This is a genomic window from Rhizobium sp. SL86, assembly GCF_026672545.1.
Lineage (GTDB): Bacteria > Pseudomonadota > Alphaproteobacteria > Rhizobiales > Rhizobiaceae > Neorhizobium.
Genome location: NZ_JAPPRJ010000010.1, coordinates 16995 through 34862, shown reverse-complemented (window position 1 = coordinate 34862; position 17868 = coordinate 16995). Strand labels below are relative to the sequence as shown.

At 52.7% G+C, this 17868-nt stretch carries 14 protein-coding genes and 1 pseudogene; 12 read left to right on the top strand and 3 right to left on the bottom strand.

What is annotated here, in order from left to right; genetic code table 11:
* The first annotated feature begins 4 nt into the window (after positions 1-4).
* The 4 genes from OU993_RS28535 to OU993_RS28520 all read left to right on the top strand — a co-directional run bounded on the left by OU993_RS28535 (position 5) and on the right by OU993_RS28520 (position 3269).
* Positions 5-661: a CDP-alcohol phosphatidyltransferase family protein gene (locus OU993_RS28535; protein ID WP_268162614.1), complete on the top strand. Its 657-nt coding sequence runs from the start codon at positions 5-7 to the stop codon at positions 659-661.
* Between the two features lie 37 nt (positions 662-698).
* The gene (locus OU993_RS28530; protein WP_268162613.1) at positions 699-1088 is read left to right on the top strand and encodes a DUF6165 family protein; all 390 of its coding nucleotides are present in this window, start codon (positions 699-701) and stop codon (positions 1086-1088) included.
* Between the two features lie 132 nt (positions 1089-1220).
* Entirely contained in the window at positions 1221-2198 is a 978-nt protein-coding gene (gene gmd, locus OU993_RS28525) for a GDP-mannose 4,6-dehydratase (RefSeq protein ID WP_268162612.1), read from the top strand.
* Positions 2199-2318: 120 nt separating this feature from the next.
* On the top strand, positions 2319-3269 hold the full coding sequence (locus tag OU993_RS28520) for a GDP-mannose 4,6-dehydratase (RefSeq protein ID WP_268162610.1): 951 nt from the start codon (positions 2319-2321) through the stop codon (positions 3267-3269).
* Here OU993_RS28520 and OU993_RS28515 read toward each other — a convergent pair.
* From OU993_RS28515 to OU993_RS28505, 3 genes and pseudogenes are all read right to left on the bottom strand, one after another.
* A pseudogene (locus tag OU993_RS28515) lies at positions 3266-3859 on the bottom strand (ABC transporter ATP-binding protein); the annotation flags it as partial. The gene OU993_RS28520 and the pseudogene OU993_RS28515 overlap by 4 nt on opposite strands.
* 161 nt (positions 3860-4020) lie before the next feature.
* Complete coding sequence (locus OU993_RS28510) at positions 4021-4821, bottom strand: ABC transporter permease (RefSeq protein WP_268162608.1); 801 nt, start codon at positions 4819-4821, stop codon at positions 4021-4023.
* Positions 4822-4891: 70 nt separating this feature from the next.
* Positions 4892-7909, bottom strand: coding sequence for a glycosyltransferase family 2 protein (locus OU993_RS28505; RefSeq protein ID WP_268162607.1), 3018 nt, complete (start codon positions 7907-7909; stop codon positions 4892-4894).
* Between the two features lie 430 nt (positions 7910-8339).
* Here OU993_RS28505 and OU993_RS28500 point away from each other — a divergent pair, with 430 nt between their 5' ends.
* The 8 genes from OU993_RS28500 to OU993_RS28465 all read left to right on the top strand — a co-directional run bounded on the left by OU993_RS28500 (position 8340) and on the right by OU993_RS28465 (position 17644).
* Positions 8340-9812, top strand: a complete 1473-nt coding sequence (locus OU993_RS28500) for a UbiA family prenyltransferase (protein ID WP_326493873.1) — start codon at positions 8340-8342, stop codon at positions 9810-9812.
* On the top strand, positions 9809-11146 hold the full coding sequence (locus OU993_RS28495) for an FAD-binding oxidoreductase (protein WP_268162606.1): 1338 nt from the start codon (positions 9809-9811) through the stop codon (positions 11144-11146). Before OU993_RS28500 ends, OU993_RS28495 begins: the two co-directional genes overlap by 4 nt.
* A gap of 11 nt (positions 11147-11157) precedes the next feature.
* Entirely contained in the window at positions 11158-11895 is a 738-nt protein-coding gene (locus OU993_RS28490; protein ID WP_268162605.1) for an SDR family NAD(P)-dependent oxidoreductase, read from the top strand.
* Positions 11895-12827: an NAD-dependent epimerase/dehydratase family protein gene (locus OU993_RS28485; RefSeq protein WP_268162604.1), complete on the top strand. Its 933-nt coding sequence runs from the start codon at positions 11895-11897 to the stop codon at positions 12825-12827. Before OU993_RS28490 ends, OU993_RS28485 begins: the two co-directional genes overlap by 1 nt.
* A gap of 10 nt (positions 12828-12837) precedes the next feature.
* Complete coding sequence (locus OU993_RS28480; RefSeq protein ID WP_268162603.1) at positions 12838-14121, top strand: NAD(P)/FAD-dependent oxidoreductase; 1284 nt, start codon at positions 12838-12840, stop codon at positions 14119-14121.
* Positions 14118-14537, top strand: coding sequence for a GtrA family protein (locus OU993_RS28475; RefSeq protein WP_268162602.1), 420 nt, complete (start codon positions 14118-14120; stop codon positions 14535-14537). The genes OU993_RS28480 and OU993_RS28475 overlap by 4 nt, the downstream gene beginning before the upstream one ends.
* Positions 14537-16663 (top strand): hypothetical protein, encoded by a 2127-nt coding sequence (locus OU993_RS28470; RefSeq protein WP_268162601.1) that lies wholly within the window; start codon positions 14537-14539, stop codon positions 16661-16663. Before OU993_RS28475 ends, OU993_RS28470 begins: the two co-directional genes overlap by 1 nt.
* A 183-nt stretch (positions 16664-16846) precedes the next feature.
* Positions 16847-17644, top strand: a complete 798-nt coding sequence (locus OU993_RS28465; RefSeq protein WP_268162600.1) for a glycosyltransferase family 2 protein — start codon at positions 16847-16849, stop codon at positions 17642-17644.
* Positions 17645-17868: the final 224 nt, after the last annotated feature.

Here is a 17868-nt window from a genome sequence, read left to right as displayed (position 1 = left end):
CGCAATGTCTTCTGATTTGTCTGTTCAACGCCAAAACGCCAGCTTTGTGGCTGGTCTTGAAAAAGGTGTCCTAATTGCAATCGCTAGGCGATTGCCGAGATCCGTAACGCCGGACGGCCTGACGGCATTCGGCGTGCTGGGCGCTGTGATTGTTCTGTTCGGCTACGCTGCTTCGAACTGGAACGTGAATTATATCTGGCTTGCCAATATCGGCATCGTCATTCATTGGCTGGGCGATTCGCTCGATGGAACGTTAGCCCGCGTCCGCCAGATCGAACGTCCTCGATTTGGCTTCTTCATCGATCAAACTGTGGACGTTATTGGCAATTTGTTGATTGCCGTCGGACTTGGTCTGTCGCCATGGGTACGGCTCGACGTAGCGCTCCTCATGCTTGCTGCATACCATATGCTGGCGATCTACGCTCTTGTCTACAGTCTGGTTGAGGGCAAGTTCCGCGTCGATGTTGCAGGTTTGGGTCCGACAGAAGCAAGATTGGGGATGATTTTTCTCAACTTGAGTGTCTATATATTCGGAGCTCCCCTGCTAGGGTGGACTGAAAATTATCTTACTTGGTACGACGTCACGTTGTTGGGGATATTTTCAGCGCTCATTATTTTGTTTCTCTACGAGTTGTTTACAAAAGCAGCTTCTCTTAAGTAATAACGATAATTAAGACAGTCAGAAGTAGGTGAAATCGATGAGTGAATTTGTTCTTGTTCCGGTATCGATTGGAGAGCTCTTTGATAAGATCTCCATTCTGGAGATTAAGAGTGAGAGAATCACGGATCCTGAAAAGCTTTCCAATGTGCGGTTCGAGCTTTTAAAGCTCCGCGACCTTGCCGAGGGGCTTCCGCAGTATCGGGACGAAAAACTTGGTCAAATATATCGGAGATTGAAATCCGTCAACGAAGCAATATGGGACGCAGAGAACCTCGTGCGCCAATATAATTCCGACAATCCTCCTGATAAGACATTTATTGCGACAGCACAAGAGACATATAAAAACAACGATCATAGAGCGGCACTCAAGCGAGAAATAAATATACTTTTTGGATCTATCATTTTCGAAGAAAAGAGTCACGCGTAGAATAAATATTAATTCACTGCATAGGCGACGAGGCTTTTCTCTTTTATCGATTCTACGAATAAGCTAAACCGCTGTGCCAAGGGTGCGAAAACGCAGCATGCCAAACATCATTATGAGTAAGGGGATCAGAAAGTGAAACGTAAAGCCATAGTTACTGGTATTACCGGCCAAGACGGGGCTTACCTTTCCAAATTTCTTCTCGAGAAAGGGTATGAGGTTTATGGCGTTGTCCGGCGTTCGTCGCATTTCGGCGTCGCCGATCACAGGCTCCGTTGGCTTGGAATCAACAATGACATCAACGTCATTGACGGGAACCTTTCCGATCTTTCCAGCCTCATCCGTGCGGTCGCCCAGGTGAAACCTGACGAGGTCTACAACCTTGCAGCCCAATCCTTCGTTGCCTCATCCTGGCAGCAGCCTGTGTTAACGGCAAACATTACAGCGGTCGGCGTCGCCAATATGTTGGAGGCCGTCCGGATTGCGGCACCCGAAGCCAGATTTTATCAGGCATCATCCTCAGAAATGTTCGGGAAGATCCAAGAGGCAGCACAGAGCGAGACAACACCGTTCTATCCCCGTTCGCCCTATGCAGTGGCAAAGCTTTACGGACACTGGATTACGGTGAACTACCGTGAAAGCTTCAACATGCATGCGTCTTCGGGAATTTTGTTCAATCACGAAAGCCCGCTGCGCGGTATCGAGTTTGTGACGCGAAAGGTCACTGACGCGGTCGCTCGCATCAAGCTTGGACTGGCGATGGAACTGAAGCTCGGGAACATTGATGCCAAGCGCGATTGGGGACATGCCAAAGACTATGTTGTCGCGATGTGGATGATGCTTCAGCAGGATCAGGCTGATGATTATGTCATTGCGACAGGCCGTACCACAACGGTTCGCGATATGTGTCGCATAGCGTTCACCCATGTTGGGCTGACGATGGACGACTATCTGTCCATTGACCCCAATCTGTTTCGTCCTGCGGAAGTCGACATTTTGCTTGGCAACCCTGAAAAGGCGCGCAAAACGCTTGGATGGGAGCCCTCAACGACGCTTGAGGAGATGATTACCGAGATGGTGGATGCAGACCTGGCGCGCCTTACCGCGAAATAAGCTGTACGCCATATTGATGTCTTGTTAATCGGTCCAGCATCAGAATGCCGAATATTTTCCAGTGCAGGCGGAGCGGATATTCCCCCTGCACTGTATCAGCATGGAAGGGCACTACATTCGATGCGCACCTTCACGAGGATTGCGATTACCGGAGCTCGGGGGTTCGTCGGAACGCATTTGCAGGCGGAGCTAAAATCTGTCTATCCAGACGCTGAACTGTTCTTGTTGAGCGGAGGGCAGGCTCCTGGATGTATTACGGCTGACGTCAGGGACTTCAAAGCCTTCGACACGGCAATCTCTGAAATTAAACCGGATCTCCTCGTTCATCTAGCAGCAGAATCGTCCGTTTTGTCCCATGTTGCGCGAACCTGGGAGGTGAATGCCGGCGGAGCAATCGTCGTCGCGGAATCAGTGAAAAAGCATTGCCCCACCGCGACTGTCCTGAACGTCAGTAGCTCAGAAGTATATGGTGGGAGTTTCAAGAGCGGCCGGGTGACCGAGGCAACGCCAACAATGCCGCTCAACGTGTACGGGCGCACCAAGATTGCCGCAGAGCAAATTTTTAGCGATATACTTAATATAGACAATTGCCTTATAAATGTACGCCCATTTAACCATACTGGGCCAGGCCAAGATGAGCGTTTTGCAGTACCGAGTTTTGCGGCGCAGATCGCGCGGATTGAAGCTGGCAATGTTCCACATGTCTTGCGTGTAGGTAACCTGGATAGTTTTCGCGATTTTCTGGATGTGCGCGACGTTGTTCGTGCCTATACTACGCTTCTGCGGTTTTCGGACACCCTGCCTTCACGCAATCTTTTCAATGTCTGCTCAGGCCGGAGCGTTTCCATACGACACGTGTTGAACATACTTTTGGCACATGCACACGTAGAAATTGCGGTAGAGCACGATTCTGAAAGGTCTAGACCGTCCGGCATAGCGGTCGCAGAGGGCGAGTGCGCTTTATTGGAGGCGGCAACAGGCTGGAGTCCAGAAATTTCACTTGATGAAACCCTTCGTGACGTTCTGCACGAGTTTCGTCAAGCCGTTCGGGGTAATACGCATCCTCATTAGCGAAGTGATTCCTCATAAGCGGCAATCACCGCCTCGATCGGCCCCTGCATGCGGATGCGTCCGTGCTCCATCCAGAGCCCTTCGGCACACCAAGCGCGCAAAAGATCATTCGAATGCGAGGCCATGACGAGAATGCCGGCCTCACCGATGAATGTTTTCATCCGCTCATTGGCCTGCACCAGAAATGCAGCGTCACCCGCACCGATCCCCTCGTCGATCAACAGGATATCCGGTTTGATCGACGTCGAAACGGCAAAGGCGAGACGTGTCGACATGCCGGCACTGTAGGTCCGCAGGGGCATGTCGAGAAATTCACCAAGCCCCGTCAATGCCGCGATATCCGTCGAGCGGCGTGAAATTTCATCCCGGCTGTATCCCAGATACATGCCCCGGAGGATGATATTCTCCCAGCCGTTGGCATCGGGGTCCATGCCAAATCCGATATCGAACATGGAAGCGACATCGCCCTCGATCTCGACTGATCCGGCAGTCGGTTCATAGATGCCGGCCAAAACCCTCAACAGGGTGGATTTACCAGCGCCATTATGGCCGAGCAATCCGAGACGGGCACCATGCTCGATGGCAAGTGAGACGTCATCGATCGGACGAATAACGACCCTCTTCGAATTGACCCGAGACCGGATCTGGCCACCCGTTGCGGCAGCCAGGATATTGTTCTTCAGTGACCGGTTACCGGCATCGTAAATCGGGATATCGACCACCACGTGATCAAGCTGAATTCTCGTCACGGTTAGCTCCAATAGACGACACGTGCGCGATAGCGGCTGAAGAACAACAAGGCGATGGCGCCCAATACCAGGGTTATTGAAACGCACACGCTCCAATTTAGGAGAGTGCCAGTCGCGCCCAGAAGCGGATCACGGACAATCTCAACGAAGTGGTAGAAGGGATTTCCGATCAGGAGCCAAGCACGTTGCGGCATGCTCTCCGTACTCCAGATAATCGGGGTCATGAAAAAAACGATCTGCATCACACTCGCAATGATCATGGGAACATCACGGAAGCGTGCGCATAAAGGCCCAAGAATAATCGCGAGAAAGACACCATTCATGACAATGAGTGCCAGCGCCGGGATAAAAAGTAGACAATTCAATCCAGGATTTATCGCGAAAAATATAACAACAATTATGTATATAAGAAAATTATGTAAAAATGTTAGAATTTGACTCCAAACAAACTGAAAAACATAAAGCGAAAGCGGCAACTTAACCTGCCGAATTGATGCTCCAGCCGCTGTGAAAACAGAACAAGAACCATTTACGAGGCCGTTAATCAGGCCCCATAAGATCAGTCCTATTGCCAACCTCGGAAGATAGGTAGCGACGTCAATCTTAAATATCTCAGAATAGAGAACGCCCAAACCCATGACCATAACACCCATTGAGAGCGTAAGCCATAAAGGTCCAAGAACTGAACGACTATAGTGTTTTTTTACATCTCTCCAGCCGAGAAACACCCATAGCTCCCGCCTCGAAAAGCCCTGGCCTATATCCAGAAGCGCCTTCTCGACGTTTTTTTTATCATACCACATAGCAGTTCTTCACATTCCGTGCCGAGGCCGGCGGGTCGCGGATGGGCCTTAGCGTCTTGATAGGAGAAGATTATGACGCAAGCGTCGGGTCGCCATCATTTCTCGGCGGCCAGGCCAGAGAAAAGTCCTCGTACTCCAACGTCAGATTTGGATTGTAGGCAGGATCGCTGCTCAACACATCCTTCCAGCGGTCGAGCATATACAGAACTTCTGAACGGAAACGTTCTTTCTTTTCAGGCGTATCCTCATGACCACGAGTAGCGGATTCGTGGTGATAAAGTTCGGCATAAGGCGTCCATACATTCCGGTAACCGGCCCCTCGCACCCTAATGCAGAAGTCTACATCGTTGAAGGCGACTTTAAGGTTCTCCTCATCAAGCCCCCCAACCTCCTCATAGACGCTTTTGCGAATGAGGAGGCAAGCAGCGGTCACGGCACTAAGCGTCTGTGTCAGTTCACCGCGGGAAAAATAGCCATGAGCCCCCTTCGGCAGGAACTTGTGTGAATGACCCGCCACGCCCCCGATTCCGAGAATGACACCCCCGTGCTGCAATCGGTCATCAGGGTACCAAAGTCTTGCGCCGACAGCGCCGACATTCTTCTGAATGGCAAGCCCCATCATTTCTGATAGCCAATCGGGAGAAATGACTTCGATATCGTTGTTCATGAGAACAATGAATTCACCATTCGCTTGGGCGACAGCTTTGTTATTTAATGCAGAGTAGTTAAATGGACTTTCGTCTCTTATGATTTTGATATTTTCCGTTTTTCCAATTTCTTCAAAATAATTAAGTGCGTTAACGTCATCGGAATTATTATCTATAATGATTATCTCGTAATTTTTATATATTGTCTTATCGACTACAGAATTTATGCATTGCCTTAGCAATTCAACGCCGTTGCGAGTTGGTATCACGATGCTGACGAGAGGGAGAGCTTCCGGTAAATCGTATTTCACACGATACATGTTGGTTGGAAGGATATCGACCTGTCCTGGCAAACCGATACGATCCAGATGATCTTGAATCGCCTTTTGCCCGGCAGTTACAGCATATGACTTGTTGTCGGTGCTTTGCGCCGTGCTACCTGAATGGCTGCGCCAGTGATACAGAACACGCGGAATATGTACGATTTCGTTCGTCTGCAGGCCTTCAGAAAAACGCAGGACAAGATCGTGATCTTGCGCGCCTTCCAATCCTTTTCGAAAGCCTCCAATTTCCTGAATGCGATCGAGCTTGTATACGCCAAGATGGCAAACAAGGTTATGTGACCTCAGCAGATCCGGATTCCAATCAGGCTTAAAATAGGGGTCGTATCGCTTGCTGCCATCAAACTTATCCTCATCGGAATAGATAAGTTTAACATCCTTATTGCGAACGATCTCCCTTGCCACGTAGAACAAGGCGTCAGACGTCAGGAGATCATCCTGATCAAACAATGCAATCCATTCACCGGTTGCTATATTAATTGCACTATTTGACGCTTCTGAAATATGCCCGTTCTTGGGTCTGAATTCCACTTTAATTCTAGAATCAAGGCCAGACAGCGTATTGAGATATTTGCGGACGCGTTTGTCAGTTGAGCAGTCATCAGCGATACAGAGTTCCCAGCGCGGATACATCTGCGACCTGACCGAGTTTACAGCATCTTCCAGTAAGTCCAACGGAGGATTATAGACCGGCATTATGATTGAAATCAGCGGCTGGCTTTCCCAACTCGAAATCTCGGTTTCAATCCTTTGCTTGGCAACCTTATCTAATGATGCGTACTTGTTCAGCCATGAACTGTAATCACGTTCATCGTCACGATGATCAACGAGCGCGGCTGGAACTGCATTGTTGTAGCGCCATGCCGACAGAAGTCCCTTAGGTCCCTCACGCATAAGCAAGCGTATTACCTTAGACATGAAACGAAGCAGTCCACCATTGCGTCGAACCATCCCTGGAACAACCCGCAGCAGATGCTTGGCACGCTTGAGCTGATGCCCCAGCCAACGGTATGGCTTTGTTAATCTCCAGCTGCTGGATGACTGGAACTTCGTTATTGCTGTGTCCAATTGGCCGATGCGCGCATAGGCTTGACCGAGTTCAGTCTGAAGCTGAGAAACCCGCGCTTCCACATGTTCGAGTTTTTCAAGTTCCAACTTCAAGCGCGCTTCAAGCGCTATGCCAGCTTCAGTCTGAAAACTAAGCTGATCTCGAAGCGTTTCTCGCTCGCTATGCACAGCATCGCGTTCAATGATAACAGCGTCGCGCTCAACGCCAGCAGCTTCCAAAGCATGTTGATGTGACACCAGCTCCTGGCGTTTTTGTTCAAGTGCATCAACAACACGATTACGATCTTCCGTCAGAAGACGGCACTGCTCGCCGACCTCGCGCAGATTTTCTCGAGCAAATGACAGCTGATACTCTATTGAATTCAACGAACCAAGGCGGGCATACAACGAGCGGGTTAGAGCTTTTTCCTCTGCATTTGCATTGCAGATCGCCTTAATGGACATTGGTGCATTCTTGCCAGGAACCAACACGCCCAGGCCATTACCGTGGAAAAATTCAAAGCTTGGATATTCTTTTTCTATCTCAGCCCATAGCTTCCAAACGCCAAAATCTCCAGACTGGACCCGCGTATCATGAAATAAAACGACTGCTTTATCTGAGAGTACACCTTTCCACGTTTGAAAGTCCTCGAGCACGTCTTCGTAACGGTGTCTACCGTCAATATGTAGTATATCTACCGATCCGTCAGCGAACTGCGGTCGCGCCTCATTGAAGGTGGACCTCAACATGAGGCCTATCCCTGGGTATTCTTGTCGAAGTTCACTCTCAAGAGAATCAAATATCTCCTGACCATAGAAACCAGCGTGCTCATCGCCTTGCCATGTATCGACAGCGTATATTCGTGAACTTAAATTACTAAGTTTTGCTGCCTGGCAAAATGATAGGAATGAAAATCCATTGTGAGTACCAAGCTCCACTACAACTTCCGGTCGGATTTGTTGCATCAGCCAAAATGCAAATGGAGCATGCTCAAGCCACGCAGAAAGCCTTATATGGCGAGCCGGGTCGAGCGCATTTTGTGTCAGAAACATATGCTATTCTCAGTGCCTAGTGATCTTGCGGTCGGCTTAGCACATTTGAAGCCGTTAGCCATCCTAGACAGCTCGGTTTCATGCGAGAATTACGTTAGGAAAACGTTCATATCTGAGCGAGATCAATCCGTTATATTTTTTCCTGCCGAAGTTCGGATAGTCCGAATTTGTTGACATTGATGTCAGCCGAAACCTCCAGACGCTTACCTTCGCAGAATGCTGCCGCACTGCCGACGGTCATCCGTTCCTCGTGATGTACGGGACAAGGGCACATATTTCTGCATGTGTGGGGATTATGTACCACAACGACAAAAATCAGATGTTCATTCTTTTGGGAGGTGGCAGTTTTGTCTTGTCTTCCCGAGACATTATAAGTGTCTGCAAATTTGATTGGTGAAGCCTTTGGTGCTCGCGGAAGGAATGAATCGGAATGACGGCCTCCTTATCCTCTTCAGGCAATGTGCAGGTCATGACAGAAGCCGCGTCTGCGAGCTTGCCCATCGTAGTTGATCTGGATGGCACCCTCGTGCTGTCAGACACTCTGCATGAATCCGCGGCCATTGCACTGTTCCGGAAGCCGACGTCATTCTTTCGGACGCTCCCGGAACTCAGGAATGGACGCCACGCCCTGAAGGCGGCGCTCGCAAAGGAGGTGGATCTGACCGAACAGGTGCTGCCACTTCGCGAAGATCTGGTCCAATGGCTCCGGGAAAAGGCGGCTGAAGGCCATGAGTTGCACCTGTGCTCTGCCGCAGATCAGACCGTTGTTGACAAGATTGCCCAACGGATCGGCATTTTTGCGTCAGCCGTAGGATCGGCGAGTGCCAATCTGAAGGGGTCAGCAAAGGCCGACTATCTTCGTGACCGTTTTCCCGACGGCTTCATCTATGTCGGAGATCATGCCGTCGATCTTGCGGTGTGGGCCGTATCCAGTGGTATCGTTCTCGCCGGCGTCAAGCCGGAAACCGCCCGCAAGGCGCGTCAATTGGGCAGGCCGGTTCTGGCGGAATTCCATACGGCGCCGCTGAAGCCGAAAGAGTTCATGAAGGCAATCCGCGTTCATCACTGGACCAAGAACGTCTTGATGTTCGTTCCGCTGATCCTCGCGCATGCCTGGACGGATGTTTCTCTTATTCTCGAAACACTTCTGGCCTTCTGCTGCCTGCTCGCCGTGACCTCGGCGACCTATCTTTTGAATGACATCGCGGATCTCAATGCCGATCGGCAGCATTGGTCGAAGCGCCACCGCGCCCTTGCCAGCGGTCGGCTTTCCATTCAGGCGGGATTTACGCTCGCGGGCAGTCTGCTGTTTGGCGGTTTTGTCTGCGCTCTTTTCCTGTCACTTGAATTTGCAACCGCCCTTCTTGCCTATCTCGTCATCACGGGAGCCTATTCACTCGGCCTGAAGCGCGTGCCTCTTTTGGATACTCTCATCATCGGCGTGCTCTTCACGACGCGCCTGATCATGGGAACGGTCCTGTTGAACGAGTCACGTCCGGCCTGGCTGCTGACCTTCGCGCTGTTTTTCTTCTTTTCTCTGGCAGTCGCAAAGCGACATACCGAAATCGTTCGCGCCTCGACCAGTGGCACATCCAGCCTGAAGAGCCGCGGTTATGAGGTCGAGGATGCACCATTGACACTTGCGCTCGGGATCAGTGCCGCCATGGCATCCCTCGTGGTGCTGATGATCTTCATTCTCCTGGAAATGCTCCCGGGCAATGAATATAGCCGACCGCAGTTCCTGTCGGTCATTCCGCTCGTGCTGTCGATTTGGCTCGGGCGGATCTGGCTTTTGTCCCATCGCGGGCGGATGAATGATGATCCGGTGAGCTTTGCAATCCGCGATCGGTTCAGCATCGGTCTGGGCGCGGTTGTTGCCCTCCTGTTTCTGGCAGCCCTATGACCCGTTTTTCGGCCTCAAAGTCCGTTCGCTCCTGGGGTGGTGTGCTGCAGGCCCCTCACAATGTTGCGCGTCCAGGCTGGCGTAGCGAGTTGCAACGGCTCGTCCTGTCCGGACGTCAGGAAGGGTACGTACTCCTGGCCTCCGGATTGCGTCGATCCTACGGAGACAGTGGCCTGAATCCCGAAGGCGGTCTCATCGACATGACCGGACTGGACCGGATGATCGCCCTTGATCCGGCGTCCCGGCTGATGCGGGTCGAAGCCGGTACGTCATTTGATGCCATCTTGAAGGTAATCGTGCGGCAGGGATTTTTTCTGCCTGTGACGCCCGGTACACGTTTCGTCACGGTCGGTGGTGCCATCGCCAATGATGTTCACGGGAAGAACCATCACCGCCATGGAACGATCGGCTGCTGGGTGCGCCGTCTTGGCCTTGTCCGGTCTGATGGACAGGAACTGGAACTGACGCCGGATGACGCTTCCGGACTTTTTCAGGCGACCATCGGTGGTCTCGGTTTGACCGGCATCATCACCTGGGCTGAAATCGAGCTCATCCCTATCCAAAGCGCCATGATCGACGCCGAAAACATTCCCTTCGGCGATGTCGATGAATTCTTCTCCCTGGCGACGGAGAGCGAGGATGATTACGATTACACCGTGTCCTGGATCGATTGCCTTTCAAGTGGCGAGCGTCTGGGGCGGGGTATCTTTACCCGCGGCAATCATGCGAGCACCGGTTCGCCTTTGCCGGACAAGGGCAATACGCGCCTGACCATGCCGGTCAGCCTGCCCGGTCTTGCCATGAACCGGTATTCCATCAGCGCCTTTAACGCGCTGTACTTCTGGAACGGTCAGCGGAAAAGCGGACCGTTGCGGACCGGCCTTCACCCATTCTTTTATCCGCTCGATTCCATTGGCCGCTGGAACCGCATGTATGGCCGAAAGGGCATGTATCAGTACCAGTCCGTTGTCCCGCCCGCAGTTCAAAAGGACGCAACGCGCGACATGCTGAAGGCGATCTCGGCAAGCGGCCAGGGTTCGTTCCTGGCGGTTTTGAAAACCTTCGGACATGTCCCGTCACCGGGCCTTCTGTCCTTTCCATCTCCCGGCACCACGCTTGCGCTGGATTTCCCAAACCATGGCGATGTGACCCTCAAGCTGATGGCGCGGCTGGATGCGATTGTCCGCGAGGCAGGGGGGCGTCTTTATCCCGCCAAGGATGGTCGAATGTCGGCTGAAATGTTTCAGGCGGGCTATCCAGCCTGGCAAGACTTTGCCAAACACGTCGATGCGGGCTTCAATTCGCATTTCTGGAAACGAGTGTCCCAGGCTTAAGGGGAAACACATTGCGACTTATTGTATTGGGCGCCACGTCTACCATCGCTGCGGAGACGGCACGGCTTTATGCTGCAGACGGCGCGACCATCTTGCTTGTCGGCCGTGATCAGGATCGACTCCAGCAGACGGCTGCCGATCTGAAAATCCGCGGGGCGGAGCGCGTTGAAACGGCAATCTGCGATCTTGCAGCACCCGAAGACGCACAGCAGCAACTCGCCGATTTTGCCGCTCGCATCGGAGGGATGGATCATGTCCTTCTCGCCTATGGCATTTTGGGCGATCAGGGAGCCGCCGAAAATAACCTCATCGCTGCTGAGGAAATCCTGCGCGTGAACTTCAATTCCGCCGCAGCCTGGAGCCTTGCGGCCGCGAACATGCTGGAAAGACAAGGCCGCGGCAGCCTGGTTGTCATCGGTTCGGTGGCCGGTGATCGTGGTCGTCGCGCCAACTTCATCTATGGTGCCGCAAAAGCCGGCCTTGCCGCCCTGGTGGAAGGCATTGCTCACCGTTTTGCGGACAAAGGGCCGCGCGCGGTTCTCATCAAGCCCGGTCCGACCGTCACGCCGATGACGGAAGGCATGAACCGAAGCGGTGCGCTCTGGGCAACCCCGCAACAGGTGGCAAAGATCGTCTATAGCCGAGCCTTCAAAGGCGGGCCGGTCGCTTATGCTCCAGGCTTTTGGCGCGTTATCATGCTCGTCATCCGTAATCTGCCGAGCTTCGTTTTCAATCGGATGGAAATTTGATGACAAAGATCATTGTCACTGGTGCTGCCGGCCTCGTCGGGCAGAACGTGATTGCACGCCTGAAAGGCGAACCAGGCATCACCATTGTCGGGATCGACAAACATCCGACAAACACGGCCCTGCTGCGCCGTCTCCACCCCGAGGTGCAGGTCGTTGAGGCTGACCTTGCTGTCGAAGGTCCATGGATGGATGTCTTTGCCGGCGCTGATGCGGTTCTCCTCAATCAGGCACAGATCGGCGGTCTGGATGAGCAGGAATTCGTCGACAACAACGTAACGGCGACACACAATATCGTCACGGCCATGCGCAGGCATGCCACTCCCTACTTCGTCCATATCTCATCGTCTGTGGTCAACTCGAAAGCCGATGACTTCTACACGCGCTCGAAGACGGCGCAGGAAAAGTTCATCGACACGGTGACGGACATTCCGCATGTCGTCTTGCGTCCCACGCTGATGTTCGGCTGGTTCGATCGCAAGCATCTCGGATGGCTGCGCCGCTTCATGGACCGCACACCCGCGTTTCCGATCCCGGGCGACGGCAAATTCATTCGTCAGCCGCTGTATGTGGGCGACTTCGCTGCCATCATTATTTCCTCGCTCCACAATCGGAAAACGGGAACCTATGACATTTCCGGCCTCGAGCAGATCCACTACGGCGACCTCATTCGCCTGATCCACCAGACCGTGAAACCACGCGCGCGGATCATTCATATCCCGTATCAGCTTTTCTGGTGGTTGCTGTTCGTTTACGGCAAATTCAGCGCCAATCCGCCGTTCACAACCAACCAGCTGGAGGCACTGGTGATACCGGAAACCTTCCCGGTGATCGACTGGCCTTCAATCTTTGGCGTGACCGCAACCCCTCTGAGCGGGGCGATCCGTGAAACCTATCTCGATGCGCATTACAGCAGCATCGTCTTGGACTTTTAGGAGATAAGCGATGAGCCGTATCGTCATCATCGGAGCGGGCGCCATGGGCCTTGCTGCCGCACATCGGGCGATCAATCTCGGCCATGATGTGGATCTGATCGAAGCGGACGCGGTTGCCGGCGGCATGGCCGCGCATTTTGATTTTGGCGGCCTGTCCATCGAACGCTTCTATCATTTTGTCTGCAAATCCGACGAACCGACCTTTGCCTTGATGCGCGAATTGGGCCTCGGCGACCGGATGCGCTGGCGACCGACCTCGATGGGCTATTTCATGAAGGACCGCATCCATCCCTGGGGCGATCCGATTTCACTGCTGCGCTTTCCGCATCTCAGCTTCATCGCGAAACTGAGAACCGGGATCCAAATGTTCCTGACGACCAAGGCGCGGTCCTTTGCATCGATCGAACACAAGTCCGCGCGCGAATGGCTTGAGGGCGGCTCCGGCAAGGAGGTCTATCAGACCCTCTGGAAGCGGTTGATGGATCTGAAGTTTTACGAACTCGCCGATGATATTTCCGCCTCGTGGATTGCAACGCGGGTGCGCCGCATAGGCAATTCGCGCAAGTCGATTTTCCAGGAGGAACTTGGTTATATCGACGGCGGATCACAAACCCTCGTTGATGCTCTTGTGAAGGCCTTCACGGACAAAGGCGGCAGGCTGCATCTGTCGACACCGGCGCAAAAGGTCGAAACCGAAAACGGACGTGTGACCGGTGTGCAGGCGAATGGTCGGTTCTTCCCCGCCGATGCGGTCATTTCAACCGTTCCCACCCCCTTTATATCGACCCTGGTTCCGGATCTTCCCGCTGAATCCAAAGCAAAATATGATGCGATCCGCAACATTGGCGTGGTCTGCCTCCTCTTCAAACTGAAGAGGTCGGTCAGTCGAAACTTCTGGGTCAACATTGTTGACGAGACAATCGACATTCCCGGCCTGATCGAGTTTTCCAATCTGCGCCCGGTCAAGGATACGGTGGTCTACGTTCCCTATTACATGCCGACATCACAACCAAAATGGCAGTGGAGCGACGAGCAGTTCATCGATGAGGCCTTCGGTTATATCCGCAAGGTCAATCCCGCCATCACGAAGGCCGATCTGATCGAGGCAAAAGTCGGGCGCCTGAAATACGCCCAGCCTGTCTGTGAGCCGAATTTCTACGAAAAGCTTCCGCCAATCCAGACACCGATCGCAGGCCTCCAGGTCGCCGATACCTGCTATTATTACCCCGAGGACCGCGGGATCGCCGAAAGTATCCGGTACGGCCGTCAAATGGCTGAAGCGATTGTCAGATGATGGACAAACTTGCTGACCTGCTGAACAGGCCTTTCATCCGCTTTGCCCTATCGGGCGGCTTGGCGGCCGCAGCAAACATCCTCTCGCGGATGGCACTATCGCAGCTCACCAACTACTCTGCGGCCATCGTCATCGCCTATCTGATAGGGATGACGACGGCTTATATTTTGATGAAGCTCTTCGTCTTCGAAAAATCCGGCCGGAGTGTACAACATGAATATCTGCGCTTTGGGCTCGTCAATCTGGTGGCACTTGTCCAGGTCTGGGCGGTGAGCCTTGGCTTGGCCCGCTTTGTTTTTCCGTGGATCGGTTTCAGCTTCCATGCTGAAACTGTGGCTCACGTCATCGGCGTTCTAAGCCCCATCGCCTCGAGTTATTTCATGCACAAGTATTTCACATTCGCGGGTGCGAGATAATGATGTTCAATAAATTGGCTATATCTACGGTTTTCGCTGCGGCGATCATTCTTATTTCTATCTCGATTTACATAATCACTTACACAACGACACCGGTCCATTATTGGGACCAATGGGAAATGGTCAAGCATATTGCAAACGGCGGAGGCCCATCGCTTTCTTACCTCTTTAATAAGCATAACGAGCATATCATATTCACCAGCAAAATACTTTTCTTTATAGACTACTATCTATTCGATTACTCCAATGTTGCACTAGTCTGCGTCATCGTTGCACTTCAGGCCGCTATCGGATTTTGTCTGGCGAGGATTGCGACAGGGGGTGACCGGGGATCGCTCTGGCTCCTGTCTGTCGTATTTTCAGCGATCATGCTGTCCCTCTCGCAGTGGGAGAACCTCACAATCGGCTTTCAGACACAGTTCGGTTTGACGGCACTGTTTGCTATTTTCGTCTGCTCAGCCACACAGCAATACCTGACGTCGACGGGCATGCTGAACAGATCGTTGATTTTCGTTTTCCTCTCCACGGCCGCGACCATCCTATCTATGGGAAACGGCATTGCCATCATCGTATCGCAAGTCATCCTTCTAGTCGCCAATCGCGCTGCCTGGAGCAAGGCGCTGCTTGTGTGCCTTGCTTATGTACTGCCAATGGCGGTCTTCCTGCAGGGAGGGAGCGGGGCTCAGGCGGCAAGCATCTTGGATAAACCGCACATCTTCGCCATCCTGAAATTCTTATTGGCCGTTCTCGGAAGTTCATTTTCCTCTTCCTACGACTTTGCCGCTGCCTATGGGACAATCGTCTTTGCAACCTTTGCATTGTTGGCGATTATCTACGGGCTCATATCGCCACTCGTAAAGGCAAGAGTAGATCCTCAAACACTCACGTTGGTCGCGATCGGGGCCTTCCCGATCATGAGCGCGTTTGCTGTCACCTATGGCAGGTACAAACTCGGCGATGTCGCAGCCCTTTCCTCCCGTTATTCCGCATTGAATTTACTTCTCTGCTGCTGCGTGATTGGCCTGATCTATCGTATCGGTCCTCCTGCAAGGGCCGGGCGAACTGCGATCGCTTGCGGAGTACTGGGGATCCTGATCGCAGGGATGACCTCCATCAGAACCAATAATATTGTTCAGCTGGAAAATCGCAGCAATGTCCTTCGTCAGGCGAGCTATTTTGTTCTAATGGGGGCGCGCAATGATAGAACGCTAAAAGCACTCTACCCCGATCCTGCAGCTATACGCCCAGCCTTGGATTACCTCCAAGATCACAGACTCAACATCTTCTCAGAGGAGTATGGTCTAGCCGTTCCGGTTGCTGCTTCAACCAGTGAATTGATGGGGCTTCCGACTTGCACGGGTGTGTCGATCAGCGAAACAACACGGCTCGAACAGAACTCATGGGCTATCAGCGGTTCCATTGATGCAAAATCGGACATGTCGGACACGGCTTGGTTGCTGGCCATCACAGAGGACGGCAAGGTCACCGGCTTTGCTCCCCCGTCTCTTCAATGGAGGGGCTGGCGCGGCCTCACCTCAAGCCGTGCATATGTGTTCCACCTCCCCGTCCAGATCAACGGTCGAGGCGACGGTAAGATCACTACCGTCGTGCTTTTACGTGATAACGGTGAGGGTTGTAGGTTACGCGATCCGATCTCCCTGCCCAGACTTTATTTCCAGTCTCAAGTGCCGGGTCCGACAATCAATCTCCAAGCCGATTTGCAGCAAAGTTTCGACAGAAGCGGGGCAGTGTTGCCGAGCGTATTGCATGGCATCCAGTCACTTCAAATGTCTGGAATGCTGTCCACATGGCAAGGATCGGATGAAAACATCGGCTCTATCACTTACGTTCTTCGTCCCGAAGAAGACGGACGCTGCCGCGACGCCTTCGTTGGTGTCATGCGTGGGCCTACGAGCGAGGGAATTCGTTTGGAGGTGCATGATGACGCGGGGTTTGCTGAAGTGAAAAACCTCGATGAATTGCTACCGCACAGCTGGGCATGGATCAAAGTTAGAGATCACGATTCCTGTTCTGGAAACAGTCAGACTGTGGTTTCTCTAATCGATGATGGCAAAGGATGGGGAGCGTGGGCGGCCATTGCACCGCCGGTTGGAACAAGCCGATAAGCTTCTGTCATCTTCGGGTGGGCTAACACCAGTTGTATGTGTAACATGATGGGGGATTGCCTTCCCGATGCACCGTCTCATTCGAACGATCCGGGTTTCAGTGGTTTCTCTCGAACAGAGAGCCCAGCCAAATCTGTAAAACATCTGACAAAATCGAGTGCACCGCATGCTCACAATTAGTATATGAACCGATCTCTTTCTGTCTGCATTGTCATCTATCGACCCGACCTCGAAGAGCTCGGTCGAACACTTGCATCCTTCGACACCGCCCTGCCGCCTGTGGCGCAGATTGACCGGTTCATTCTCGTCGATAACTCTCCGAAGCCGCAAAATCTCAGGGATTGGCTAACCAACATCAGCCCCACTCTTCCCTTCAAAGTGTTTTCCGGTCAGGGCAATATCGGCTTTGGGGGTGCGAACAATCTTTGCCTCTCCCAAGTTGGTGATTACCATCTCGTCCTTAATCCAGACGTTGAGCTTGCTCCCGATTCACTGGAAAAGGCGCTGGCCTTCATGGAGGCTCATCCGGAATGTGGGCTTCTGACGCCACTGGTTTACGGCACTGACGGCAAGCGGCAGTTTCTCTGCAAGCGTTATCCGGCGGTCCTTGATCTCGCCTTACGAGGGTTTGCGCCGAGGTGGCTCCAGCAATTATTCAAGAAGCGCCTCGACCGCTATCAGATGGCGGAGATGTCCGAGGATGCCGTGTTCTGGGATCCGCCGATCGTCAGCGGATGTTTCATGCTGTTTCGTGGTGATGTGTTCAAAGGGCTGAACGGCTTTGACCCGGACTATTTCCTCTATTTTGAGGATTTTGATCTATCCCTGCGCACGGCGCAGATCAGCAGGATTGCATTTGTACCGCAAGTGCGGATCATTCATGGAGGTGGACATGCCAGTCGCAAGGGCGCCTGGCATGTCTGGCAGTTCGTCAAATCGGGCCTGACCTTCTATCGCAAATTCGGCCTCAAACTCTGGTAACGGTTTACAAATCTCGTGGACAGAGCGCATGATATTGATTCTACCTGTTTTCAGTCTTTTCGCGGCATTCTGGACAGCAAGTGCACATCAACATCATGCGGCACGAGAACGGCGTTATTAATTAGCTTCAACAGCAGTTTCTCCAATGGAAACTGCACCATCGTTTATGGCAATGTGATCCGTTATTGCCCAACGAGGATCTCCAAATCAGGCGGTGCGTCTTT